The organism is Dietzia sp. IN118, assembly GCF_032905965.1.
Lineage (GTDB): Bacteria > Actinomycetota > Actinomycetes > Mycobacteriales > Mycobacteriaceae > Dietzia > Dietzia kunjamensis.
This window is the reverse complement of the sequence record NZ_JAUMSR010000001.1, coordinates 1,195,804-1,220,237: the sequence shown is the minus strand read 5'-3', so window position 1 is coordinate 1,220,237 and position 24,434 is coordinate 1,195,804. Positions and strand designations below refer to the sequence as shown.

Annotated in this window: 23 protein-coding genes; 13 read left to right on the top strand and 10 right to left on the bottom strand. The window is 71.2% G+C overall.

Annotated elements, in window-relative coordinates; genetic code table 11:
* Window positions 1-101 precede the first annotated feature (101 nt).
* From Q2K20_RS05955 to Q2K20_RS05945, 3 genes are read right to left on the bottom strand one after another with little or no spacing between them, the layout of a single operon-like run.
* A complete protein-coding gene (locus tag Q2K20_RS05955; RefSeq protein WP_269500904.1) occupies window positions 102-1,718 on the bottom strand; it encodes an MFS transporter in 1,617 nt (538 codons plus the stop codon).
* On the bottom strand, window positions 1,715-2,392 hold the full coding sequence (locus Q2K20_RS05950; protein ID WP_269500903.1) for a nitroreductase family protein: 678 nt from the start codon (window positions 2,390-2,392) through the stop codon (window positions 1,715-1,717). The genes Q2K20_RS05955 and Q2K20_RS05950 overlap by 4 nt, the downstream gene beginning before the upstream one ends.
* Window positions 2,393-2,404: 12 nt before the next feature.
* Window positions 2,405-3,529 (bottom strand): acyl-CoA dehydrogenase family protein, encoded by a 1,125-nt coding sequence (locus Q2K20_RS05945; protein WP_269500902.1) that lies wholly within the window; start codon window positions 3,527-3,529, stop codon window positions 2,405-2,407.
* A 117-nt stretch (window positions 3,530-3,646) separates the two neighbouring features.
* Between Q2K20_RS05945 and Q2K20_RS05940 the strand changes: the two genes are divergently transcribed.
* Complete coding sequence (locus Q2K20_RS05940) at window positions 3,647-4,036, top strand: nuclear transport factor 2 family protein (RefSeq protein WP_269500901.1); 390 nt, start codon at window positions 3,647-3,649, stop codon at window positions 4,034-4,036.
* A gap of 17 nt (window positions 4,037-4,053) precedes the next feature.
* The gene (locus tag Q2K20_RS05935; protein WP_260488048.1) at window positions 4,054-4,422 is read left to right on the top strand and encodes a hypothetical protein; all 369 of its coding nucleotides are present in this window, start codon (window positions 4,054-4,056) and stop codon (window positions 4,420-4,422) included.
* A 93-nt stretch (window positions 4,423-4,515) separates the two neighbouring features.
* Here the strand turns inward: Q2K20_RS05935 and glyA are convergent, their stop codons facing one another.
* Window positions 4,516-5,820 (bottom strand): serine hydroxymethyltransferase, encoded by a 1,305-nt coding sequence (gene glyA, locus Q2K20_RS05930; RefSeq protein WP_269500900.1) that lies wholly within the window; start codon window positions 5,818-5,820, stop codon window positions 4,516-4,518.
* Between the two features lie 136 nt (window positions 5,821-5,956).
* On the opposite strand from glyA, the gene coaA reads away from it, so the two are divergent.
* Entirely contained in the window at window positions 5,957-6,889 is a 933-nt protein-coding gene (gene coaA, locus Q2K20_RS05925; RefSeq protein ID WP_119191733.1) for a type I pantothenate kinase, read from the top strand.
* Here coaA and Q2K20_RS05920 read toward each other — a convergent pair.
* Window positions 6,886-8,001, bottom strand: a complete 1,116-nt coding sequence (locus tag Q2K20_RS05920; RefSeq protein WP_269500899.1) for a tocopherol cyclase family protein — start codon at window positions 7,999-8,001, stop codon at window positions 6,886-6,888. The genes coaA and Q2K20_RS05920 overlap by 4 nt on opposite strands.
* A 139-nt stretch (window positions 8,002-8,140) precedes the next feature.
* Between Q2K20_RS05920 and Q2K20_RS05915 the strand changes: the two genes are divergently transcribed.
* Window positions 8,141-8,539 carry a PH domain-containing protein gene (locus Q2K20_RS05915; protein ID WP_269500898.1) on the top strand — a complete coding sequence of 133 codons (399 nt, stop codon included), beginning with the start codon at window positions 8,141-8,143 and terminating at the stop codon, window positions 8,537-8,539.
* The gene (locus tag Q2K20_RS05910; protein WP_269500897.1) at window positions 8,536-10,143 is read left to right on the top strand and encodes a PH domain-containing protein; all 1,608 of its coding nucleotides are present in this window, start codon (window positions 8,536-8,538) and stop codon (window positions 10,141-10,143) included. The genes Q2K20_RS05915 and Q2K20_RS05910 overlap by 4 nt, the downstream gene beginning before the upstream one ends.
* A 74-nt stretch (window positions 10,144-10,217) precedes the next feature.
* Here Q2K20_RS05910 and Q2K20_RS05905 read toward each other — a convergent pair whose 3' ends face one another.
* The 3 genes from Q2K20_RS05905 to Q2K20_RS05895 form a co-directional block, all read right to left on the bottom strand.
* Entirely contained in the window at window positions 10,218-10,910 is a 693-nt protein-coding gene (locus tag Q2K20_RS05905; protein WP_269500896.1) for an MOSC domain-containing protein, read from the bottom strand.
* Entirely contained in the window at window positions 10,910-11,677 is a 768-nt protein-coding gene (locus tag Q2K20_RS05900; protein WP_269500895.1) for an isoprenyl transferase, read from the bottom strand. The genes Q2K20_RS05905 and Q2K20_RS05900 overlap by 1 nt, the downstream gene beginning before the upstream one ends.
* Window positions 11,678-11,802: 125 nt before the next feature.
* Complete coding sequence (locus tag Q2K20_RS05895) at window positions 11,803-12,876, bottom strand: 3-deoxy-7-phosphoheptulonate synthase (RefSeq protein WP_317176751.1); 1,074 nt, start codon at window positions 12,874-12,876, stop codon at window positions 11,803-11,805.
* A 542-nt stretch (window positions 12,877-13,418) separates the two neighbouring features.
* Between Q2K20_RS05895 and Q2K20_RS05890 the strand changes: the two genes are divergently transcribed.
* Together Q2K20_RS05890 and Q2K20_RS05885 are read left to right on the top strand one after the other, a co-directional pair.
* A complete protein-coding gene (locus Q2K20_RS05890) occupies window positions 13,419-14,669 on the top strand; it encodes an LLM class flavin-dependent oxidoreductase (protein WP_269500893.1) in 1,251 nt (416 codons plus the stop codon).
* Window positions 14,666-15,367, top strand: a complete 702-nt coding sequence (locus Q2K20_RS05885) for a CE1759 family FMN reductase (RefSeq protein WP_159148273.1) — start codon at window positions 14,666-14,668, stop codon at window positions 15,365-15,367. Before Q2K20_RS05890 ends, Q2K20_RS05885 begins: the two co-directional genes overlap by 4 nt.
* 57 nt (window positions 15,368-15,424) lie before the next feature.
* Here Q2K20_RS05885 and Q2K20_RS05880 read toward each other — a convergent pair whose 3' ends face one another.
* Window positions 15,425-15,751 (bottom strand): hypothetical protein, encoded by a 327-nt coding sequence (locus Q2K20_RS05880; RefSeq protein WP_182634178.1) that lies wholly within the window; start codon window positions 15,749-15,751, stop codon window positions 15,425-15,427.
* A complete protein-coding gene (mca, locus tag Q2K20_RS05875) occupies window positions 15,748-16,671 on the bottom strand; it encodes a mycothiol conjugate amidase Mca (protein WP_269500892.1) in 924 nt (307 codons plus the stop codon). Before mca ends, Q2K20_RS05880 begins: the two co-directional genes overlap by 4 nt.
* A 137-nt stretch (window positions 16,672-16,808) precedes the next feature.
* Here mca and Q2K20_RS05870 point away from each other — a divergent pair, with 137 nt between their 5' ends.
* From Q2K20_RS05870 to Q2K20_RS05845, 6 genes are all read left to right on the top strand, one after another.
* On the top strand, window positions 16,809-17,267 hold the full coding sequence (locus Q2K20_RS05870; RefSeq protein WP_120283777.1) for a DUF4307 domain-containing protein: 459 nt from the start codon (window positions 16,809-16,811) through the stop codon (window positions 17,265-17,267).
* Between the two features lie 147 nt (window positions 17,268-17,414).
* Window positions 17,415-17,912 (top strand): transcription elongation factor GreA, encoded by a 498-nt coding sequence (gene greA, locus Q2K20_RS05865; RefSeq protein ID WP_067715687.1) that lies wholly within the window; start codon window positions 17,415-17,417, stop codon window positions 17,910-17,912.
* A gap of 94 nt (window positions 17,913-18,006) precedes the next feature.
* Window positions 18,007-20,247, top strand: coding sequence for an AAA family ATPase (locus Q2K20_RS05860; RefSeq protein WP_269500891.1), 2,241 nt, complete (start codon window positions 18,007-18,009; stop codon window positions 20,245-20,247).
* Window positions 20,244-21,689 carry an McrC family protein gene (locus Q2K20_RS05855; RefSeq protein WP_269500890.1) on the top strand — a complete coding sequence of 482 codons (1,446 nt, stop codon included), beginning with the start codon at window positions 20,244-20,246 and terminating at the stop codon, window positions 21,687-21,689. The genes Q2K20_RS05860 and Q2K20_RS05855 overlap by 4 nt, the downstream gene beginning before the upstream one ends.
* The gene (locus Q2K20_RS05850; RefSeq protein ID WP_269500889.1) at window positions 21,686-22,918 is read left to right on the top strand and encodes an SGNH/GDSL hydrolase family protein; all 1,233 of its coding nucleotides are present in this window, start codon (window positions 21,686-21,688) and stop codon (window positions 22,916-22,918) included. The genes Q2K20_RS05855 and Q2K20_RS05850 overlap by 4 nt, the downstream gene beginning before the upstream one ends.
* 41 nt (window positions 22,919-22,959) lie before the next feature.
* The gene (locus Q2K20_RS05845) at window positions 22,960-24,180 is read left to right on the top strand and encodes an acetyl-CoA C-acetyltransferase (protein ID WP_069389598.1); all 1,221 of its coding nucleotides are present in this window, start codon (window positions 22,960-22,962) and stop codon (window positions 24,178-24,180) included.
* Window positions 24,181-24,434: the final 254 nt, after the last annotated feature.

The window sequence follows — 24,434 nt, the reverse complement described above, 5'->3', positions numbered from 1 at the left end:
GTTCCTCGACGGTGTGTGACGGACCCCACCCTAGCACCAACCTGAAGTCAGTTCACTTACTCCGGCGCGTTCGGTTCGACCGGGGGCGATGTTGGTCCGGTTCACGTCTTCCGGGGCGCCCGCCGCCGGGCCCGACGAGTCGAGGGCACCGCACCGTCCACCCGCGGCCCGGAGACCTCGTCCGCCAGGGAGGCGACCCGGTGGCGCAGGCGCGTCTCGGGGACGGTCAGTCGACCCCGCTCCTGCTCCTCGAACTCCCCGCCGCTGGCCACCAGATACGTCTCGATGAAGAGGGAGGGCTCGGACCCGGAACGGTCGAGCCGCCACTGCCGACCCCCGAGACGCAACCTGGACCTGCGCAGCGCCCGCATCGCGAGACGGAACTCGGGCACCCGGTGCTCGGCCACGCGGTACTCGTAGCGGACCGACACCGGTCCCGGGGCCCCGCCGTCCGGCCCGCCGGAGGCGCCACTCGCCAGCACTGGTTCGATACCCGTCTCGGCCCCGAGACCGATCACCGCCAGCGAGACGCAACTGAGGGCCATGAGCGCCGCCGCCACGAGCAGGGCGGCCTGGAGCCCCACGTGATCGGTCACCACCCCCCACAGCAGCGAACCGACCGCCTGGGTCCCCTGGAACATCAGCAGGATGACGGCGATCAACCGGGGCCGGACCCAGTCCGGGAAGAACTGGTGCCCCATGGACATCCAGGTGCTCTGCACGCTCACCCACGCCGCCCCCGCGAAGAGCATGGCGATCGAGACCACCACGGACGAGGTGGAGACCGCCAGCACGGCCAGGGCGACGCCGTAGACGAACGCGCCCAGCGCGGCGAACACCGTCACGCGCAGGCGTCGACGCAGCCCGCCGAATCCCACCACCGCGACCACCGCGCCGGCGCCGATCAGCGCCATGATCACCCCGAACCCGTCGGAGCCCATGCCGAGCCGGTCGTGCACGGCCAGGGAGATGAGCGCCCAGAGCGCACTCGACGGGATACCGAAGAGGAACAGTTGGAACAGTAGGCGCGTGGTCCACGCCGAGTTGGCGACGAACCTCAGCGCCCCGGACAGTTCGGGGACTATCGCGCGCCTCGGCCCGGTCCGGTCGGGGGTGCGCCGCTCGAGGCCCCAGAGCGTGAGGGAGCAGCCGATCGACAGGGCGGCGACCACCGCGAAGGTCCAGGCGGCGCCGAAGAACCCGAGACCGAGGCCCGCGAGGAGCGGCCCCACCGACCGGGCCAGGTTGAACACGGCGCCGTCGACGAGCGCCGCGGTCGGGATCATCCGGCGGTCGACGGTCTCGGGCAGCAGCGACTGCCACGAGACGCCCACCACCACCAGCGCGACCCCGACCAGCACGACCGACAGGATCATGGGCAGCGCACCGTCGGCCCCGCTCACGGTCAGAGCGACCGCCGCCAGTGCGGCGAGGGTCGACAACGTGGTGGCCCACGCCATCAGTCGTGTCCGCGAGGCGTATCCGGCGACCACCCCGACAGGCAGCGAGAGCACCAGGAACGGCACCGCCATCGCCGCGGGCGCCAGAGAGATGACCGACGCCGACTCACCCCGCTCGGTGAGGACCCACTGGACCGACACGACGTGGATCCACACGGCGACCGCGTTGGCGAGCTGGACGGGCAGCAGGGCGCGGAAGACCCGCTCGCGCAGGAGCGAGGCGGCCCGGGGCGGTCCCGCGCCCGGCCCGTGGGTCACCAGAGGTCCCAGTGGATGAACTCCTCCGCCGGTGGCCGCCACGCCTGGCGGAACGAAGTGCCCGTGTGGTGGGCGACCGGGATCATGCACACCTGCTCGACCTCGGCCGGGTCGATGCCCACGATATCGGCGACGTCGGCCTCGCGGCCCAGGGTCATCCCCGTCCAGCACGTGCCCAGTCCGCGCAGGCGGGCGGCCAGCATGAAGTTCCACACGGTCGGGTAGACCGTGGCGAGCCGGTGCTTGGCCGTGAGCACGTCTCCCTCCGCGAGCCTGGGGGTCAGGCAGGGGATGACGATCGCCGGCACCTCGGACATCACCGCGGCGAGGTGCTCGGCCGACTCGCGGGTCCGGCGACTCTGCGCCGCGTGCCGGGGGTCGGGGTCGACGCGGTGGAACAGCCCCGTCTCACTGGCGCGGTAGAAGCGGTCGAACTCCTCGCGGTAGATCCGGCCGATCGCGGCGATACGGTCCGGGTCGCGCACGATCAGGAACTCGGTCCGCATGAGGTTCGAACCCTGCGGCGCCTGGAGCGCGTCCGCGACGCAGTCACGCAGCAGGGCGGGGTCGACCTCGCGTTCCAGGTCCAGCCGGAGCCGCACGGCTCGGGTCGTGGTGATGAGCTCGTGCGCACCGAGGTGATCGAGCACGGCGTGGTCCGAGGTGTCCGACACGTCCACCACGCCCTAGACGCCGACCAGGTCCGCGATCGTGCGCCGGGCCTCCCGGCCGCCGCCGAAGGCGCCCTCGTCTCCGAGAACGCGCCGCAGGTAGAAGTGCGCGGAGTGCTCCCAGGTGAAGCCGATCCCGCCGTGGAGCTGGATCGCCTCGTAGGCGCTGCGGGTGGCCGCGTCGGCGCAGACGGCGGCGGCCACGGCCACGGCGATCTCGACATCCGCGGCGTCGTCCTCATCGAGCACCGCCAGCGCGTACATCGCGGCCGCCAGCGCACGCTCCCGGTCGACCAGCATGTCGGCCAGGCGGTGCTTGATCGCCTGGAACGATCCGATCGACCGACCGAACTGCTGGCGCTGCTGCACGTACTCGACCGTGGCGTCGACCAGGTGGGACGCGATGCCGGCGTGTTCCGCGGCGAGAGCCGCGGTCTGGATCCGTCCAAGTTCGGCCGCCACCTGTTCGAACCGGTCAGGACCCACGATGACCTGGGCGGGCGCGCCGTCCAGCTGCAGGTCGGCGCGACGGCGGGTGAGGTCCATGCCCTCCCGCGGCTCGCGGCGGGAACCGTCCAGATCGACCACCGCGAGCACGGGGTGTCCGTCGGATTCGCCGACGACGACGAGGTGATCGGCCGCGGCACCCCAGAGCACCGCCTCGGCGAGCCCGTCGGCGGTCGTCCGCCCGTCCGCGGTCGCGAGCGGGACGGTCCGGTCCAGGGCCACGGCGAGGATCGACTCCCCCTCCAGCACCCGGGCCAGCAACTCCCCGACGGCACCGGGATCGTCGGCGCGGACCAGCGCCTGGCACCCCACCACCGCACTGGCGATGATCGGCTCGGGGAGCAGTGCTGCTCCGGCCTCCTGCAGGACGACCCCCAGGTCGCCGAGGCCGAAACCATGCCCGCCCAGCTCCTCTGGCACCGCGAGAGCCGCGATCTGGAGTTCGGAGTTGAGGGTGGCCCACCTGGGCTCGGAGAATCCGGGCTCGGACCCGGTCGAGGCGCGGACCGCCTCGTGGGAGGCGTGCCGTGCGATGAACTGCGAGACGACGGACCGCAGTTCCTCGCGTTCATCCGAGGGGAGGATGATCGACGGATCGGCCTCCGGCTGGACAGTCCGAACGTGCTGTGTCACGAGATGCCTCCACTTGCGCTGCGAGTTGAGCCGAGTTCAGTTCATCCAATGACAGCACGGTGAGACAGATCACGCAACCTTCTTGAATAGAGCCCAAGATTGAACTAAGTTCGATTCATGTCGCTGTCTGATTCCACACTCGTCACCTACTACGCGCGGATCGACGCGGGAGATCTCGACGCCGGACTCGAACTCCTGGCCCCCGAGGTCTCGTTCGCCATCATCCTCCCCGGTACCGCGGTCCGTGGCCAGAACCGCCACGGTGTTCGTGAGTACCTGGAGGGTCGGGGCACCGTCGACCGCCGTCACGTCCCCACCCACGCGACCCGGGAGGGAGAACTCGAGTTCGTCTACGGCGCCGTCGTGGAGGACGGGGTCACAATCACCGGCCACTTCCTCGCCTCCGCGCGGATCGACGACGACGGGCTCATCACCGGCTACCAGGTCGCGTTCGACCCCGAGCTCGGACTGGCGTCCCCCACCCTCGAGTCCCCCACCCGGCCCTGACGAACGGAGCACCCCACATGTCCACCGACACCCCACTGCTGCACGCCTGGTTCGAGATCATGGACTCGGACGATCCCGACAGGGTCCTCGATCACATCACCGACGACTTCCAGCTGTCCATCCTCTTCTCGAAGGGCGAGTCCGCGGCCGAGTTCGACGGTGACCGCGCCGGGCTGGTGGTCTACCTCGAGCAGCGCGAGAAGAGCGTCCTGACGCACCACATCCTCAGCGGGACCCGCGTCGGGGACACCGAGCTGTGCCTCGGGGAGACCCGCAGGGACGGCGAGTTCGAGGCGAGCTTCAATGCCAGCGCCCAGCTCACCGAGGGCGACAAGGTCCGGCGCTTGCTGATCTGCCGCAGCCCCAAGGTCCGCTTCACCGACTGACCCCGCCCGGCGGACTCGCCGGGACCGCCGACAGCGCAGAAACCCCCGCAGCCACTCTGGATGCGGGGGTTTCTCGTCGACGTGGTGGGCGCGTCAGCCCAGGATCTTCCAGTCCTCGAGCCCCTCGTACAGCGGCTTCGACGCGGCCAGCGCGGACACGCGCTCACGCAGGGCGGTGACGTCGGCGCCCGTGCCCGCGGCCAACGCGGTGCCGATGATGTCCGCGACCTCACGGAAGTCCTCGGCCTCGAAACCACGGGTCGCCAACGCGGGCGTGCCGATCCGCAGGCCGGAGGTCACCATCGGCGGACGCGGGTCGAACGGCACCGCGTTACGGTTCACCGTGATCCCGACCTCGTGGAGGAGGTCCTCCGCCTGCTGGCCGTCGAGCTCGGAGTCACGGAGGTCGACCAGCACCAGGTGCACGTCGGTGCCGCCGGTGAGCACGGAGACGCCGGCGTCCTTGCAATCCTGGGCGGTGAGCCGCTCGGCGAGGATCTGGGCACCCTCGATCGTGCGCTGCTGACGCTCGCGGAACTGCTCCGTGCCGGCGATCTTCATGGCGGTGGCCTTGGCGGCGATCGCGTGCATGAGTGGTCCGCCCTGCTGGCCCGGGAACACCGACGAGTTGAGCTTCTTGAACAGCTCGAGGTCGTTGGTGAGGATCATGCCGGAGCGCGGCCCGCCGAGCGTCTTGTGGACGGTCGTGGAGACGACGTCGGCGTGCGGGACGGGACTTGGGTGCAGGCCGGCGGCGACCAGGCCGGCGAAGTGGGCCATGTCCACCCACAGCTTGGCGCCGACCTCGTCGGCGATCTCGCGGAACTTCGCGAAATCCAGGGTCCGCGGGTAGGCCGACCAGCCGGCGATGATGACATCCGGCTTCTCCGCCAGCGCCATCTCCCGGACGGTGTCCATGTTGACCTGCATGGTCTCCGGATCCACCTCGTAGGCGGCGACCTCGTAGAGCTGGCCGGAGAAGTTGAGCTTCATGCCGTGCGTGAGATGCCCGCCGTGGGCGAGCGACAGGCCCATGATCTTGGACCCCGGCTTCGCGAGCGCCATGAGCACCGCGGCATTGGCCTGGGCGCCGGCGTGCGGCTGGACGTTCGCGTACTTGGCGCCGAAGACCTCCTTGGCGCGGTCACGAGCCAGGTTCTCCACCACGTCCACGTGCTCGCAGCCGCCGTAGTAACGGCGACCCGGGTACCCCTCGGCGTACTTGTTCGTGAGCACGGAGCCCTGCGCCTGCAGGACCGAGCGCGGCACGAAGTTCTCCGACGCGATCATCTCGAGCGTGTCTCGCTGTCGGGCGAGCTCGCCAGCCATCGCCTCGGCGACCTCCGGATCGAGCTCGGTCAGGGAGGCGGTGAACACGTCGGTGTTCGGGTCGGTCATCGTTGCTCCTCGCACGTGGGCTTTGCACTTCGTACGAATCGTGTGGGGCCACGGCTCGTCTCGTCGTCGTCGTCAGTCTAGTGCCACGCCACCCTGACACCCCCTCCCCCGTGGCCACCTGCCACAATCGGGAACCGTGAGCAGACAAGCCGGCGACTACACGCCGTACGTCGAGTTCGACCGTCGGAGCTGGCGGCGCCTGCGGCGTGCGATGCCCATGGTGCTCACCGAACAGGACCTCGAGGGCCTCCGGGGCCTGGGCGAACACCTCGACCTCGACGAGATCGCGGAGATCTACCTGCCGCTGAGCCGGCTCATCCACCTGCAGGTATCCGCCAGACAGCGGTTGTTCCAGTCGACCAATCTGTTCCTCGGCGAGACCGTGGACGCCCCCATGCCGTTCGTGATCGGCGTGGCCGGATCGGTGGCGGTCGGCAAGTCCACCTCCGCCCGTGTGCTGCGCGCGCTGCTCACCCGCTGGGACTCCCACCCCCGGGTGGACCTCATCACCACCGACGGCTTCCTTCACCCCAACCGCGAACTCCAGCGGCGCGGACTGATGCACCGCAAGGGCTACCCCGAGTCGTACGACCGGCGCGCGCTGTTGCGGTTCGTCACCGAGGTCAAATCCGGAGCCCCGGTCGTGCGCGCGCCGGTGTACTCACACACCAAGTACGACATCGTGCCCGGCGAGTTCATCGAGGTCCGCCGACCCGACATCCTCATCGTGGAGGGCCTCAACGTCCTGCAGACGGGTCCGCGCCTCATGGTCTCGGACCTGTTCGACTTCTCGCTCTACGTCGATGCGCGGATCGAGGACATCGAACAGTGGTACGTCGAGCGGTTCCTCGAACTGCGGAGCACGTCGTTCTCCAACCCCAACTCGCACTTCGCGCACTACGCCGACCTGTCCGACCAGGCGGCCCGGCTCGCCGCCCGCGAGATCTGGATGTCGATCAACCGGCCGAACCTGGTGGAGAACATCCTGCCCACCCGGCCGCGCGCGACGCTGGTGCTCCGTAAGAACTCGGACCACTCCATCCAGCGGCTGCGCCTGCGCAAGATCTAGAGCGGCGGCGCGCCCGTCTCCCCCTCCGGAACACCGCGCCGCCGCAGCTCGGCCTCGGCGCGGTCGAGTCCGCCGTGTTCGAGCGCGGCCAGGGCGCTGCGGTCCGACCACACCAGCCGCCCGTGCCGGCGCACCTCCACCTCGAGCTCGCCCGCGAGGTGTTCGATCGACCCGGCGGAGTTGCGCTTCTCCGACGGCAGCGGGACCGGCAGCACGTGTGCGCGGTCCAGGGGCGAACGCCCGCTGATCCGGATCTGCCAGCCGTAACCGCGGCCCTGGAACTCCCACCGCTCGTCGGTCACCTCGGCGCGGACCGGCGAGACGACAGGGTTGCCCAGCCGGATGACCTTCCCGCCGGGCAGTCGCACGACAACTGCGGTCACCTCGGTGCGCAGCGGCCCGGAGTGGATCTGCCCGCCGGCGAACGCCACGCACGTGTTCGGCTCGGAGAACGCCTGCGCCTGGCCCCACCACCACGAGTCGGGGAAGCCTTCGGCGCCCCAGTTCTTCTCGCCGTACACCTCGGCGCCGTCGAACTCCCAGTGCTCACCGTCGAGTTCGGCCCACCCAGAAGCGCGGCCGCCGAGCAGCCAGGGGTGCCAGTACTGGTTGAGGGCGGGGACGGACTGGAAGATGCTCGAGCCGCCGACGGCGTGGTGCGGCCACTGCACCGGGTCGGTGATGTTCACGTGGAGGCGCGCGCCGTCGCCCATGTCCACGCGGACCCCGTCGGGTCGGTAGTCGAACAGGTCGCCGGAGCGCGCGCCGATGCGGTCCGGATCAGCCCAGCCGTCGGGCGCGGCCATGAGGCGCAGGGTGGACGACGACGATGACGACGAGGAGAAAGACGACGACAACGAAGAGCCCCCGTCTCCGTCCCGGCGCGATCCACCGGCCTCGATCGGGATGGGCGCCTCGTCGGACGCGAGGCCGAGGGTCGCCCAGTGCCCGTCGGGTCCCCGGTTGACCCCGATGAGGGCGATCACCACGCGCCCGCGCTCACGGTCGGTGACGCGGAGGAAGTACCCCTCCATGGCCACGCCGTGTGCGCGGAGCGGATCTCCGAAGGGCAGGTCTGCGCCGGTCGCCCGGTATCGCCGGAGGATTCCCATGCTCCCGAGCCTTCCACAACACCCCTAGTCTGGACCCGTGAATGAGACTCAACTCGGGACTCGACTCGGCCTCCGTCCGCCTCGGGAACGGGTCGATCCCCGGTGCCGACGATGGTGGACAGCGCAGGTCGCCCTGTGGATGGTCGGGCCACTGCTCGTACTGGCGGCATCGACGCTGATCGTGGGCCCGTGGATGCTGCTCGCCACGGCCGGGTGGGCGTTGCTGACAGCAGCGGCGCTGGTGGTGGTGCCCCGGGTGCGGTGGGCGATCCACCGCTGGGAGGCCACCGACACCGCCGTCTACAGCCGTAGTGGGCTGTTCTGGGAGGAGTGGCGGGCGGCTCCCCTGTCGCGCGTCCAGACCGTCGACAAGACCCGCGGCCCGCTCCAACGACAGTTCGGCCTCGCCACCGTCGTGGTCACCACCGCCTCGTCCAAGGGCGCGGTGCGCATCAGCGCCCTCGACGCCACGCAGGCCGAGGAGATGGCCGACCGCCTCACCCTCCTCGCCGAGGACGATCAGCGCGACGCCACATGACCGGCCCGACCGATCCGGGCGGCCCGCACCACCCCTCCGACCCCGCCGGTCCGGTCGGCCCCGCGGGCGCGGACCACTCCGCCGGCGCGGACCACGACGACTGGCTGCCGCTGGACCGTCGGACGATCACCTCCACGACCGTGGTGGTCGCCGCGGCACTCGTCGCCGCGGCGGTGCCGACGGCGATCGGCATGCTGGTGGGCGGCCTGGCCATCGGCTGGGTCCTCCTCTGGACGGTGGGCGGGGTGGTCGTCGGGACCGTCGCCACCGCGATCGCCGAGTCCGCCCGCCTGACGGTGACCCGCTACCGCGTCGACGCCCACCGGATCGAGCGCCGGGTCCGCTTCCTGTCGAGCACCACGTCGTCACTGTCGACGCACCGGGTCCGCAACGTGGAGATCACCGCCGACGTCATCCAGCGTCGCCTCGGTATCGCCACCCTCAAGCTGGCCAGCGGTGAGACAGACGGGTCGAGGATGACGTTGGCCGCCCTCGACCGTGCCGAGGCCGAAATCCTGCGCCGCCGCCTGCTGGCCGACCGCGCCGACGCGGACACGCGCGAACTCGCCCGCCTCGATCCCCGGTGGGTCCGCTACGCCCCGGCCAGCCTCATGACCCCGGTGTTCGGCCTGGTGGGCTTCGGCATCGTGCTCCAGGTGGCCGACTGGTTCAACGCGGTGCCGACGGTGCTGGAGTGGGTGTGGGACCGCGTCGGCGGGCTGCCGTTGCCCGTCCTCGCCATCGGCGTGGTGGCCCTGACCCTGGCCATCGGCACCGTCGCCGCCACAGTGCTGTTCGTGGAGAACTGGTGGGGCATGCGCCTGGAACGTCACCGCGACGGTTCTCTCGAGCTGCGCCGAGGCCTGGTCGTGGGCCGGCACGCGACATTCGACGGCCGACGCGTCCGTGGCGTGACGCTGCACGAGCCGCCGGGGTTCCGCGCGGTCGGGGCCGCCCGGCTGGACGTGATCGCCACCGGCGTGGGTATCGGCAACGACGAGAACGGCAAGCCCAAGCAGAGCCCTGCGCTGGTCCCGGCCTCGCCGCGCGACGTGGCGGCTGGCGTGGCGGCGGAGATGCTCGGGACACCGGTGCCGGGTACGGCGGCGGGCACACCGGATGCGGCGGCGGGCACACCGGGGCCGGACGTGCTGCGCTCCCATCCGCCTGTGGCGCGACGACGACGAGCCGTCCGCGCGGTGGCCGCCACCCTCGCCCTCACCGGGATCGCCCTCGTACCCGCCCTCGTGTGGCCGTGGCTGTGGTGGGTTCCCGTCGCCGTGGCCGCGGTCGGTGGGACGGTCGCCGCGTGGGCTGTGGTCGACAACTACCGCGGACTCGGCCACGCGGTGGGCGGCACGGTGGTCACGGTCCGTAAGGGTTCGCTCCTGAGACGGACCGATGTCCTGTACCGCGACGGGATCCTCGGCTGGAACGTGCGGCGCACCCCGTTCCAGCGCCGGGCCGGGCTGGTGACGCTGGTGGCGACCTCGGCCGGCGGCGGCGGTGCGTTCCGACTGCCGGACGTCGCAGAGGCCGAGGCGCACGAGGTGTGGTCGACCGCCGGCGACGTGTGGGACCACCTGGCCGCGCCTCGCGACTGAGCGACTCTGCAGCTGAGCGACTCTGCAGCCGAGCGACTCCGCGGCCGAGCCACCCCGCACGGGCGCGAGCCCGGTCAGTCGGCGTCCACGGGCCTGTCGTCGGTGGCCGGATCCAGCTTCCGGACCAGACTGGGCGCCAGGTCGGACAGCGCGTACTCGTCGAGGAGCCGCCGGGCCTCGTCGTCGTCGACCCCGGCGAAGACCCGCCCGATCGTGACCCCGTGCGTGGGCACGGCGACCACCCGGATCTCGTCCCCGGCCTCGACGGGGCCCGCGGCGAGGACCCGCGCGTACGCGCCCGGGCGCCCGCCCTCGGTGAAGCGCCGCACCCAGCGCGGCTTGCCCACGTGGTGGCCGAAGGTCTGACACGGGATCCGCGGTGTCGTGACCTCCATGCGCAGGCGGCCCACCTCCAGCACGGTGCCGATCTGCAGTTGCGAGGTGTCGACGCCGGTCACGCGCAGGTTCTCGCCGAAGTACCCGGGCGGGATCGGGCCGCCGAACTCGGGCTCCCACTGCTCGACGTCGGAGTCCGAGAGCAGGTAGACGGCCTTCCACACCCCGCCGTGGTGCTGGCGATCTGCCTGGACGTCGCCGTGGAGGCCGTACTCGCGCACCTGGACGGGCCCGTCGACGGGCCGCTTGTCGATCGCGGTGACGCCGACCCGGCCGGGCACCTCGAGCAGCTGGTCCACCACGCACACGGCGCGGACGGTGAACACCTCGCCCACGGTGATCGGCGCGCGCTCCGCCTCCGCGCCGACCATCACTGACCGAACCGACGGTTGCGGGCTCCGTACTCGCGCATCGCCCGGAGGAAGTCGACCCGCCGGAACGCCGGCCAGTACGCCTCGGTGAACCAGATCTCAGAATACGCGCTCTGCCACAGCAGGAAGCCCGAGAGCCGCTGCTCGCCGGAGGTGCGGATCACGAGGTCCGGGTCGGGCTGGCCCGAGGTGTAGAGGTGCTCGCCGATGCCGTCGACGGTGATCGCGTCGACCAGCTCCTGTCCGCTGCAGCCCTTGTCGATCAGCTCCTGGACCAGCTCGCGGGCGGCGTCGGCGATCTCCTGCCGCCCGCCGTAGCCGACCGCGACGTTGACCTTGACGCCCGGCCGGCCCCTGCTCACCTGCTCGGCGTGGCGCAGTCGCTCGGCGAGCCAGTCCGGCAGCACCTCGAGACGCCCGACGATCCGGACCTCCCAGTTCTTCCCCGGGCCGGTGATCTCGTCCACCACGTCCGCGATGATCTGCAGCAGCTCATCGAGTTCCTCGGCGTCGCGACCGAGGTTCTCCGTGCTGAGCAGGTAGATGGTGGCCACGTCCACACGGAGGTCGTCACACCACCCCAGCATCTCGGCGATCTTGACCGCGCCCGCCCGGTGACCGTGCGCGACGTCGGTGAAGCCCGCCTCGCGTGCCCACCGGCGGTTTCCGTCCGCCATTACGGCGATGTGCCGCGGCAGCCTCGACTCGTCCAACGAGGCGCGGAGGCGCGCTTCGTACAGCGAGTAAAGGGGGAAGGAGACGGCCACGCGGAAAGGGTACCGCGCGCCGTCGCCCGCCCAGTGGTGCCCCTCGGGCCGCCGACCCCGGGCCGACAGGGGCGCGGGGCCGACAGCGAGGGCCGCGGCGGGGCCGGCGGCGAGGGTGGCGGCGGTCAGCCTCGTCGGCCCCGGCGGACGGCCGCGGCGAGCGCGCGCAGGCTGTCGGCGGTGGTGTCCCAGCCGATGCACGCGTCCGTCACGGACTGGCCGTACACCAGCTCGTCGGCCTCGACGGACTGGGCGCCGGGCTCGAGGAAGCTCTCGATCATCAGTCCGGAGATGCCCTGCTCCCCCGCGCCGATCCGCTCGGCCAGCTCGGCCACGAGCTCGGCCTGCCGCTCGTGCGACTTGCCCGAGTTGGCGTGGCTCGCGTCCACCATCACCAGACCGGGCAGCCCGACCTTGCCGACCGCCGCGACGGCCGACGCGACGGATTCGGCGTCGTGGTTGGGTCCGCCGGTCCCGCCGCGGAGAATAACGTGGCAGTCGGTGTTGCCGGCGGTCTCCACCACGGAGGCCCGGCCCTCGGCGTCGGTGCCGAAGAACACGTGCCGCGCCGCCGACGACCGGCAGCCGTCGACCGCGACCTGGACCTCGCCGTCGGTCCCGTTCTTGAAGCCCACCGGCATCGACAGTCCCGACACCAGCTGACGATGTACCTGGCTCTCCGTGGTGCGCGCGCCGATCGCGCCCCAGGACACGGCGTCGGCGATGTACTGCGGGCTGGTCGGCTCGAGGAACTCGGTCCCCACGGGCAGCCCCAGGTCGAGCACGTCGAGCAGCAGGGTGCGGGCGGTGCGCAGGCCGCGCGGGATGTCGTAGCTCCCGTCGAGCGCGGGGTCGTTGATGAGGCCCTTCCACCCGACGGTGGTCCGGGGCTTCTCGAAGTACACGCGCATCACGATGAGCAGGTCCTCGGCCGTCTCCTCCGCGAGCGCGGCGAGTCGCGCCGCGTAGTCGAGGGCCGCCTCGGTGTCGTGGACCGAGCAGGGGCCGACCACCACGAGCAGGCGGTCATCGCGCCCGGCGAGCACGTCGGCGACCTCGGCGCGACTGCGCTCGACCAGCGCCTCGCGGGCCTCGCCCAGCGGGAGCTCGCCGAGGATCTCGGACGGCGTCGGCAGCGGGGAGTAGGACAGGACTCGCCTGTCGGCGGTCTGGGTGGGGTTCTCGGCGGTGACGGTCACGGCTGTGCACTCCTGGCGATGTGGTCGTGGCGGGCCGGGTGCCGTGATCTCTTCGGTGCCCTGTGCCTGTCGCACCCGGATCCGCCGTCTGGAAAGGCGGAAGGCGGCGACCATGGTGGTCACCGCCTCTGGGCTCCGGGTGTCGAGACGTCCGTCTAGCGGACGCGTGCGCTCGCGGCGCGGGCTCCACCCGGAGCCCACATAAAGCGCCAATAAGCGCGAGCGTTCGACATGCCGGACACGATAGCAGACGGACCCGGGCCGGCCGGAATCGCCTCGCAGCCCTACCCCGACAGCCGCTCCCGCGCCTGGCGTGTCGCTCCCGCGCCTGCTCGACCAGGACGCAGCCGCGTCCCGCCATGGCGTCTGGCGTGCACCGCTGCGCAGGCCAGACGCCGTCGCGAGGGGCGGCTGCGGAACCGTCCACACCGGGGCAGGCCGTGCGGACACCCGCCATGTGAGGGGGAATACCGCGCCACGCCCTGTTGTTTGACATGTCAGCAAGTTAGGATGGGGACACCACCAGACGAGAGGCCACCATCATGCAGTTCGGAATCTTCAGCATCGCCGACATCACCCCGGACCCCACCACCGGGCGGATACCCACCGAGCACGAGCGACTGGAGGCGGTCGTCGAGTACGCCACTCTGGCCGAGCAGGTGGGCCTCGACGTCTTCGCGCTGGGTGAACACCACAACCCGCCGTTCGTGACGTCCTCCCCCACCACGACGCTGGGTTACATCGCGGGCAAGACCTCCGAGATCATCCTGTCGACGGCGACCACACTGATCACCACCAACGACCCGGTGAAGATCGCCGAGGACTACGCCATGCTGCAGCACCTGGCCGGCGGTCGGGTCGACCTCACGATGGGCCGCGGCAACACCGGCCCGGTCTACCCGTGGTTCGGCCAGGACATCCGGCAGGGGCTGCCGCTCGCGATCGAGAACTACGAACTGCTCCACCGCCTGTGGCACGAGGACGTCGTGGACAGGGAGGGCAAGTTCCGCACGGCCCTGCAGCAGTTCACCTCGACCCCGCGCCCGCTGGACGGCGTCGCGCCCTTCGTGTGGCACGGCTCGATCCGCTCGCCGCAGATCGCCGAGCAGGCCGCCTTCTACGGTGACGGCTTCTTCCACAACAACATCTTCTGGCCGATCCACCACACCAAGCAGATGGTCGAGCTGTACCGCCGCCGCTACGAGCACTACGGCCACGGCTCGGCGGACCAGGCGATCGTCGGCCTGGGTGGACAGTTCTTCGCCCGCGCCAACAGCCAGGACGCGGTCGACGAGTTCCGCCCCTACTTCGACAACGCGCCGGTCTACGGCCACGGCCCGTCGCTCGAGGACTTCACCGCCCAGACCCCGCTGACCGTCGGCTCGCCGCAGCAGATCATCGACCGATACATGACCATGCGCGAGCACGTGGGCGACTACCAGCGTCAGCTGTTCCTCATCGACCACGCCGGCCTGCCCCGCAAGACCGTTCTCGAGCAGATCGAGATCCTGGGCACCGAGATCGTGCCGACCCTGCGACGGGAACTCGACGCACTGCGCCCGGCCCACGTCCCGGACGGGCCGACCCACGCCGCGCGGGTCGCCGCCCGCGACGCCGACCTGGCCGCCGCCGGCGACCCCGCCTACTCCGACGCCTACCGCTTCGGTACCGGCGACAACTGGACGGGCCTCACCGCCGAGGGCGGTCAGCGCGCCCAGGAGCAGTCGTTGGCCCGCGCCCGCCGCAACCAGGCCCGCCTCGCCGAGGCGCCGGCCGGGAAGGACTCCAAGTGACCGAATCCCACAACAGCCATGCCGCCGGGCGGCCGCTCAACCTCGTCGTCGTCGCCGCCGGAACCTCGGTGCCCTCCAGCACCCGGATGCTCGCCGACCAGCTCACCGCCGCGACCCGGGACGCGCTCGCGCGTCACGGCCAGGACGTCAACGTGACGGTCCTCGAGGCCCGTGAACTGGCGCACGAGGTCGTCGACGCCACCTTCACCCGGTTCCCCGGCGAGAAACTGGCCGCGGCGATCGACGAGATCGGCCGGGCGGACGGGCTGATCGCGGTGACGCCCATCTACAACCAGTCGTTCTCGGGCCTGTTCAAGTCACTGTTCGACGTCATCGAACCCGGCACGATCGCCGGCGTGCCGGTGGCGTTGGGCGCGACCGGCGGGACCGCGCGGCACTCGCTGGCGGTCGACTACGCACTGCGACCCATGTTCGCCTACCTCAAGGCCGACATCGTCCCCACGACCGTGTTCGCGGCGGCCGAGGACTTCGGCGCCGCCACCACCGACGGCGACGAGGACTCGCTGCGCGCACGAACCGCGCGGGTGGGTACCGAACTGTCGGACTACATGATGCGGTTCGCCGGGGTCACCGCCGGCGCGGTGGCGCCGACGCGCGCGGACGCCGGGCGGGGACGCAAGACCGACGACGACGAGTTCAGCGACTTCGTCCCGATGGGCGACCTTTTGGGCCGCTGAACCGGCGGGCAGGTCCTGCCCCCGGCGGGGTGTGCGGCCCGGCCCCGACGCAGACCGTCAGCGGGGGTCGGGCTGCCCGTCGGTCTGCTCCAGGGGCGGGACGGCGCCGCGGTCGGTGCCCTCGTCGGCGAGCTGATCCGGCTCGGGATGCTCGGTGTCGAAGCTCTCCGGCAGGTTCTTGATGTGCTTGTTCATGTTGCGGATGAGCAGCACGGTGGCGATGAGCAGCAGCAGGATCACCGGGATACCGATCGGCGATGCCTTGCCGAACTCCGGTCCCACCGGGTTGTCGTTGTACCCGGGCGTACCGGGCGACTGGTTCTGCGCGAGGACCATCGCCGACTGGTACGCCAGGATCTGGACGTCCGGTCCCAGGGTGATCATCGTGGGTCCTTCACTGTGCTCGGGCCGACGGGGAGAGCGACGTTCGGGTCGACTCCCTCGAACAGGTCTGTCTCGTATTCTCCCTCACCGAGCTCGGGAAAGCCCACCCGGCTGGCGGCGAGCTCGAACTCCTCGGTGGGCCACACCCGCTGCTGCATCTCCACGGGTGCGGCGAAGAACCAGCCGTTGGGGTCGATCTGGGTGGCGTGGGCCAGCAGTGCCGAGTTGCGCTGCTCGAAGTAGTCAGCGCACTCGACCCGCGTGGTGACCCGCTCCATGATGTCGGGGCGGTCCCCCCAACGGGACAGGAACTCCTCGAAGTGGCGCACACCGTCGCGGGCGAACAGCTCGTCGTCCAGCAGCTGGAGGCGGCTCTTGGGGAACCCGTGGGTGTAGTAGACCTTGGCGATCGCCCACGGCTCACCGGCGTCCGGATAACGGGTGGGGTCGGCGGCGGCCTCGTACGCGGCCATCGACGCCGAGTGCACCTTCAGGTGATCCGGGTGGGGATACCCACCGTTCTCGTCGTAGGTGATCATCACGTGGGGACGGAACTCCCGGATCCTGCGGACCAGGGACTCGGTGACCTCGTCGTCGTCGGCCAGGGCGAAACATCCCTCCGGCAGGGGTGGCGTGGGGTCACCCTCCGGCAACCCCGAGTCCACATATCCCAGCCAGTGGTGGTCGACCCCCAGGATGTCGGCCGCGCGCGCCATCTCACGCACCCGGACGCCCGTCAGGTCCGCGACGATGTCGGGGCGGTCCATCGCGGGGTTGAGGATGTCGCCCCGCTCGCCCCCGGTGCACGTCTCGACCAGCACGTGGACGCCCTCGGCGACGTACCTGGCCATGGTTGCCGACCCCTTTGACGACTCGTCGTCGGGGTGGGCGTGGACCGCCATCAGCCGCAGACCGGCCATCGGAAGCACCTGCCGTTCTTCTCACGTGAGTGGATGACCGCACCATTCTATGGGCGTCGGCCCAGGCGCCGCCCCCGGCGGGGCCCGCCGGCGACCCCCGGCCGTCCCCGCCAGCGTGCCCCGATACCCTGGCTCCCATGAGTGAGCCGAGGTCGGACGCCCCGTCGCAGCCCCCCGTGGGCCCGCCCGCGGACCGGTACGCGACCGCCGACCGCGGCTCGAACCTGACCGGCAAGGTCGTCGCCGTCATCCTGGCGCTGCTCGTGGGCGGCCTGGTGATCGCCGGCGTCTACACGATGTGGCGTCTCAACCAGACGCCGGACATCACGGGCGAGGCGATCGGGGTGGAGGTCGTCGACGAGTCGCGGGTCGACCTGACGTTCACCGTGACGCGCGAGGAGCCGGGCACGCCCGCCTACTGCATCATCCGGGCCCAGGAGGAGTCCAAGGGCGAACTCGGTCGGCGCGAGGTGTACGTCCCACCGTCGGAGAACACCACGATCCAGATCGACGCGTCCATCTTCACCACCGCCCGCGCGTTCGCCGCGGACGTCTACGGGTGTGGCGACGACGTCCCCGACTACCTGCGCAGGTAGAGCCGCAGACGGCGCGGCCGTCAGGGCCGCGCGTATCGGCCGGCGACCGACGGCGCCTGTGTTAGAATCGGCGCTTCAGCACGGCTCCCTTTTTCGCGGGGCCGTGTTTTTCTTACATCACGCACGCGAACAGATTGGAGTGCGCTCATGGCGAACGACACCCAGGTCCACTGGTTGACCCAGGAATCGTACGACCGCCTCATGGCCGAGAAGGAGGCGCTGATCGCCAACCGTCCGGTCATCGCCGCCGAGATCAACGAGCGGCGCGAGGAGGGCGACCTCAAGGAGAACGCCGGCTACCACGCCGCGCGTGAGCAGCAGGGCCAGGAGGAGGCCCGCATCCGGACCATCGACGACCTGCTGGCCAACGCCCAGGTCGGCGAGACGCCCACCGAGTCCGGTGTCGCGCTCATCGGCTCCGTCGTCCGCGCCTACTACAACGGCAACGAGGACACCAAGGAGACCTTCCTCATCGGCACCCGCGGCGAGGGTTCCGGCAAGGACGACCTCGAGATCTACTCCCCCGAGTCCCCGCTCGGCAAGGCCGTCCTCGGCGCCAAGAACGGGGAGAGCCGCGAGTACACCGCCCCCAACGGCAAGAAGGTCGCCGTCACCATCGTGACCGCGGAGCCGTACCACAGCTGACCGGCTGAAGACCGGGGCCGGTGGTAGGTTCTTCACGAATGTCGGGCCGCCTCCAGGCGGGCCCGAATCCGCCCCGGCGTAGCAGGAGTTCCACGTGTCAGACGGTTCCCAGGACAGGCCCCACGGCCCGGCCCCGACTATCGAAGCGGCGGCCGGGCGGGTCCTGGGACCGGCACTGCGGACGGGCCAGTCCCCCTTCGAGGACGACCTCTACACGTGGACACCCGAGGTGGCCGAGGAGCTGGCCCGCCGTCTGGACTCCGACCCCGAGGACGGGGCCGCCGGTGCGGCGCCTGGGTCGACACGCTCCCCCGTGATGCAGGCGCTGCACGACCAGCTCGAGGGCGCACCGCGGCCCGTGGTCCTGCTCGCCGCCGAGCTGCTCTTCATCCAGCAGCTCCCCCTGTCCACGGTCACGGCCCGCCTCAAGCGCGGCCGCGTCCGCGACGTGCTCTCCTGGATCGAGGACGCGCCCGCGATCCCCACCGATCTCGACGAGGTCCTCAGCGAGAAGGGCCCGCTCACCGGCGGCCTGGGGTTCAACGTGCAGATGCGCGAGCACCTGCGCTGGCTGTGCTCGTTCGTCATCCACTGGGCGGAGCTCGACGCGTCCGTCCGGGACGCCGCCCTGTCGGACCCGTGGGAGTTCCAGCGCGCGGCCCGCTCCACCCCCGGCGACTGGCGGGCCATCCGCTACAGCCTCCAGTACCTCGTGTGGCCCGGCTATTTCCAGCCGATCGTCAAGCACGAGCACAAGACCCGCATCCGCGACGCGTTCGCCGACCTCATCGGCGGCCCGTCCGGCATCGACGAGCTGGACATCGACCAGGACCTGCACCGCATCTCCGAGGTGCTCTCCGCGCAGCTCGGCCAGCCCGTCGACTGGTACCGCGGCTCCGTCGCCAACCAGTGGCAACGCCACCGCGACGACCACTCCCGGCGTGCCTGGCTCGTGCGGCCCGGCCGCGGCGGCGTCGGCCAGGCCGGCCAGTGGGTCGCCCAGAACCGCATCGCGCTGCCCGCCTCGCACCTGCCGCGGATCCCCGCGCACGCCAGCCGGCTCGAGGTGTCCCAGGCCGTCGAGCAGGGTTACCCGCACCTGGACTACCAGGCCCGGTTCCAGCTCACCGCCGAGCTGCACACCTTCCTGTCCCGGATGAACCCGCAGGACGTGGTGGCCACTGTCGCCGACGCCAAACTGCATCTGGGCACCCTCACCGACGACCTCGGCTACGTCGACGACGGCGGCCAGCAACTCGAGCGCTCGGTGCTGTGGAGCACCGTCACCCTCGACTTGGAGACCCTGCCCAGTCCCCTGTCCGAGCTGATCGGCGAGCCCGGCACAGTGGTCGACCTCACCGACGGCCTGGACGCGATGCTCTCGGCGATGCACCCCGGGCGCCACTCCGCGGAGTCGCAGGTCGCCGAGGCCCCCGCCGCCGGGGCGGTGCCGACCCTGCCCGAGGTCACCGACGAGCTGGCCGACGGCCTGCACATGCCCCGCGAGGAGTTGCAGGAGATCGTCGACACCCTGCAACAGCGTCAGCAGATCGTGTTCTACGGCCCGCCCGGCACCGGCAAGACCTTCCTCGCCCAGGAACTGGCCCGCTTCCTCGCCGGCCCCGACGACCCCAGCCGGGTCCAGCTGGTGCAGTTCCACCCCAGCTACGCCTACGAGGACTTCTTCGAGGGCTACCGGCCCACGCTCACCGAGTCGGGGCAGCCCGGCTTCGCTCTCCAGGCCGGGCCGCTGCGGCGCCAGGCCGCGCGGGCGACCTCGGAGTCGGGCCGCGAACACCCGAGCTTCCTCATCATCGACGAGATGAACCGCGCCGACCTCGCCCGCGTGTTCGGCGAGATGTACTTCCTGCTGGAGTACCGGGACCGGACCGTGCTGCCGCAGTACTCCCCCGACACCTCCTTCCGGCTGCCGCGCAACCTGTTCATCATCGGGACCATGAACACCGCCGACCGGTCGATCGCCATGGTTGACGCCGCCATCCGCCGACGCTTCGCGTTCATGGAACTGCACCCCGACACCCCGCCCGTGGCCGGTGTGCTCCGACGCCACCTCGAGGCGCGCGGCGTGACGACCGAGCCCGCGGAGCTGCTCGAGGCGCTCAACTCCGAGATCGACGACTCCGACCGCGACCTGCGGATCGGGCCGTCGTACTTCATGAAGGACCGGGCCACCGAGCCGGGCGGCCTCGAGGCCATCTGGCGGTTCGACCTCCTCCCACTGCTCGAGGAGCACTACTACGGGCGGCTCACCCGCGCCGAGGTGCACGAGCGGTTCGGCCTCGCGGCGCTGCGCCGCAAGATCGGGCGGGCGTGACCGCAACTCCGACGCGCGCCGGCGCGCCGGCGTCGGCACAGTCGCCGGCGTCGCCGGTGGCGCTCGAGTTCGACGAGTTCGACCGTCGCGGCCGACTGGTCAACCTGAGCTGGGAGGGTGCGCAGCACCTGTCGCAGACCGGCCTCGTGGAGGTGCTGCCCGCCGGCCGCGACACGTGGCGGCTCATCCCCTGCGGCGCGGTCGGTTCGGTCCGCGTCGAAGGACTGTCGGTGCGGGTCATGCCCGCCGCCAGCCTCGGCCTGACGCAGTTGTTCTTCCTGCTCGACCACGCGGCCGACGACCCCTTCCTGTCCTCATCGGTGCAGGCCAGGGACGACGACGAGCTGTGGACCTCCGTCGCCGAGTCCATGGCCCGGTTGGCGCACCGGGCCCTGTCCGCCGGACTGCTGCGCGGGTACCGCAGGGTCGACGAGGCGCTGACCACCGTGCGCGGCCGGATCCGACTGGGTGACCAGATCCGCCGCCACCCGGGCATGACCATCCCGCTCGAGGTCACCTACTCCGAGTTCACCCCGGACATCCCCGAGAACCGCATCCTGCGCACGGCCGCCCACCGCCTGCAGTTCCTGCCCGAACTGCCCGATGCCACCCGCCGCCGGCTGGCCATGGTCGACGCCCGGTTGTCGGACGCGACGCTCATCGGCCAGGGCGCGCCCGTGCCGGCGTGGACTCGCAGCAGGCTCAACGCTCGTTACCAGGACGCGCTCGCGTTGGCGGACCGCATCGTGCGGCGGATCTCGGTGGAGGTCGAGGACGGCCACGCAGCGTCGGCGGCCTTCGTCACCGAGATGCCGGCACTGTTCGAACGCTTCGTGGAGGCCGAGCTGACCGCCGCCCTCGACGGCCGGGGTGGTCGGCTGCTGCAGAACCCCGTCGTCAACCTGGATTCCGGTGCCGAGGCGGACGACGCGCCGTCGGGTCGTCACAGCGCGCCGTCCGACGACGGTGACCACATCTCCGTGCGCACGGGGTTGGTGTACGAAGTCGACGGCGAGCCCGTCACCACGTTCGTCCCGACCTATCCCACGGACCGCCGGGCCCGCGCCGCCGAGCACTACCGACTGTTGGCCGCCTGCACCGCGCTCGGGGTGGACCGCGCGTACCTGGTCTACCCGGCCCAGCGGCGCGACGATTCCCCCCAGCCCCGACGGATCGTCCACACCGACATCTCGATCGTGGAGTACCCGATCGACCTCTCCCGCGGGCCGGCCGAGAGCAGGAGGGCTATCGTCGAGTTGGCCCAGCACGCCCGTGAGCTGGCCGCTCCGTCCGCCGCACGCCACCGGACGGGCTCACGCCACGACGCCGGGTCCCACCACAGCGCCGGGTCCCACCACAACGCAGAGTTCGACCACAACCCAGAGTCCGACCACAACCCAGAGACCGACCACAACCCAGAGGGGAGACGACACGCCCGATGACCGACGCCGACGACGCCTCCCGACGCCTCTGGATGAGCCTCGGGCTGGCTGCCGTCGGCACGGTCGGGGCGTTCCGCGGCGCCCAGGAGGTGCTCACGCAGCAGGCCCGGATCGCGCGCCGGGTGATCCCCAAGCCGACGTCGCGGCCCTACTCCGGCGACGGGCTCTACCGGCCCGGGGCCCGGTCACCCGAGCCGTGGCGACCCGGAATGACGTGCGATGTGCACATGATGATCTTCGGCGACTCGCTCGCCGCCGGCCTCGGCGCCGACTCCCCTGACGAGTTGCCCGGCGTCCTGCTGGCGCGGGGTCTGGCCGAGGAGTCCGGCTGGGACGTGCGGCTGAGCATCAAGGCGATCGTCGGCGCCACCTCCAAGGGACTGCCCGGGCAGATCGAGGCGATGCAGATCGCGCACGGCGACCCCGACATCTCGGTGATCCTCGTCGGCGGCAACGACATCACGTCCCGCAACGCGATCGGCCCGTCCGCACGCCGCGTGGGCGACGCCGTGCGGGCGCTCCGGGAGAACGGTTCACACGTCGTGGTGGGCACCTGCCCCGACCTGAGCATCATCAAGCCGGTCCCCCAGCCGTTGCGATCGGTCATGTCGGGCCTGAGCCGGCGCCTGGCCGGCGCGCAAGCCGTGCAGGCCCGCAGGGCCGGCGGCGTCCCCGTCTCCCTGGCGGAGACCCTCGCGCCCGAGTTCCACCGTCGTGGCGAGAGCCTGTTCTCGCCCGACCGATTCCATCCCAACTCGGCCGGGTACGAACTCGCCGCCGGTCTGCTGCTGCCCGCCGTGTGTGTGGCGCTGGGCGTGTGGGAGGACGTGCCCGAGGAGCAGCTGCCGCACGACGCCGAGGGGGCCGCCGCCTCACTGGAGGCCGCCGAGAGCGCCGCCGACACCGGCGCGCCCGCCGACACTGCCGACACCGGCGCGCCCGCCGACGCTCCCGACTCCGGCGCGCCCGCCGACGCCCCCGACTCCGGCGCGCCCGCCGAGCACCGCGAGTCCGTGGTGGCCCGGCTGACCAAGCGCCTGACCGACTTCGTCCGCACTCACGAGGATGCGGACGACGGTGACCGGAACACGTTCCTGCATAATGAGGACGTGGACGGTGACCCCGAGAGCACGGGCGAGGCCCGTGAGGCCGCGGACACCCTCCGACGCCGTAGCCGGATCCTGACACCGGCCCGCTCGACGCGGGACGACCCGGATCCCCAGGACTGACCCGACCACACCAGCACTCACCCGCAACGAAGGAGCTTTCCATGCCGGAAGCCGTGATCGTCTCGTACGCCCGTTCCCCCATCGGGCGCGCCAACAAGGGTTCCCTCGTGGGCATCCGCTCCGACGACCTCACCGCCCAGATGGTCAAGGCCGCGCTGGACAAGATCCCCGCGCTCGACCCCACCGAGATCGACGACCTCATGCTGGGCTGCGGCCTGCCGGGCGGCGAGCAGGGCTTCAACATGGGCCGTGTCGTCTCCGTGCTCGCCGGCCTGGACACCGTCCCGGGCACCACCGTGAACCGCTACTGCTCCTCCTCGCTGCAGACCACCCGTATGGCGCTGCACGCGATCAAGGCCGGCGAGGGTGACGTGTTCATCTCCGCCGGTGTGGAGACCGTCTCCAACTTCTCCAAGGGCACCGCCGACCACTGGCCGGACACACACAACCCGATCTTCGCCGACGCCGAGGCCCGCACCGCCACGCGCGCAGAGGGCGGCGCCGAGACCTGGACCGACCCGCGGGTGAACGGCCAGCTCCCCGACGTCTACATCCCCATGGGCCAGACCGCCGAGAACGTCGCCCAGATGACCGGCATCACCCGCGAGGACCAGGACCACTGGGGCGTGCGCTCGCACTCCCGCGCCCTCGACGCGATCGAGCGTGGCCACTTCGCCAACGAGATCGCCCCGGTCACCATGCCCGACGGCACCGTCGTCTCCACCGACGACGGCCCGCGCGCCGGCACGACCTACGAGAAGGTCTCGCAGCTCAACCCGGTCTTCCGCCCCGATGGCACCATCACCGCCGGCAACTGCTGCCCGCTCAACGACGGTGCCGCCGCCCTGGTGATCATGTCCGACACCAAGGCCAAGGAGCTGGGCCTGACCCCGCTCGCGCGCGTCGTCTCCACCGGCGTGTCCGGCCTGTCGCCCGAGATCATGGGCCTGGGGCCGATCGAGGCCGTCAAGAACGCCCTGCGGATCGCCGGCAAGTCGATCTCCGACATCGACCTGTTCGAGATCAACGAGGCGTTCGCCGTGCAGGTGCTCGGCTCGGCCCGCGAGCTCGGCATCGAGGAGGACAAGCTCAACATCAACGGCGGTGCCATCGCGCTCGGCCACCCCTTCGGTATGACGGGCGCCCGCATCACCGCGTCGCTGCTCAACAACCTGCAGGCCGAGGACAAGCAGTTCGGCGTCGAGACCATGTGCGTCGGCGGCGGCCAGGGCATGGCGATGGTGCTCGAGCGCCTCAGCTGATCCCACCCGGCGCGGCCTGAGCCCGCGCCACCCCGCGGCACTGCGAGCGCCCCGGGCACGCTTCTCTCGAGGAAGTGTGCCCGGGGCGCTCTCGTCGTTGGTCCTGCAGCCGGCTACCCCGGCGGCGCCCGCGGGGTGTACGAGGCGGGCCGGGCACGCCGGCCGCCGCCGGAACCCCATCGCCGCCACACCCGAAATGCCGACGACCCCGGCTCCCCTCGCGGGGGCCGGGGCCGTGGGATTCGCCGGAACCT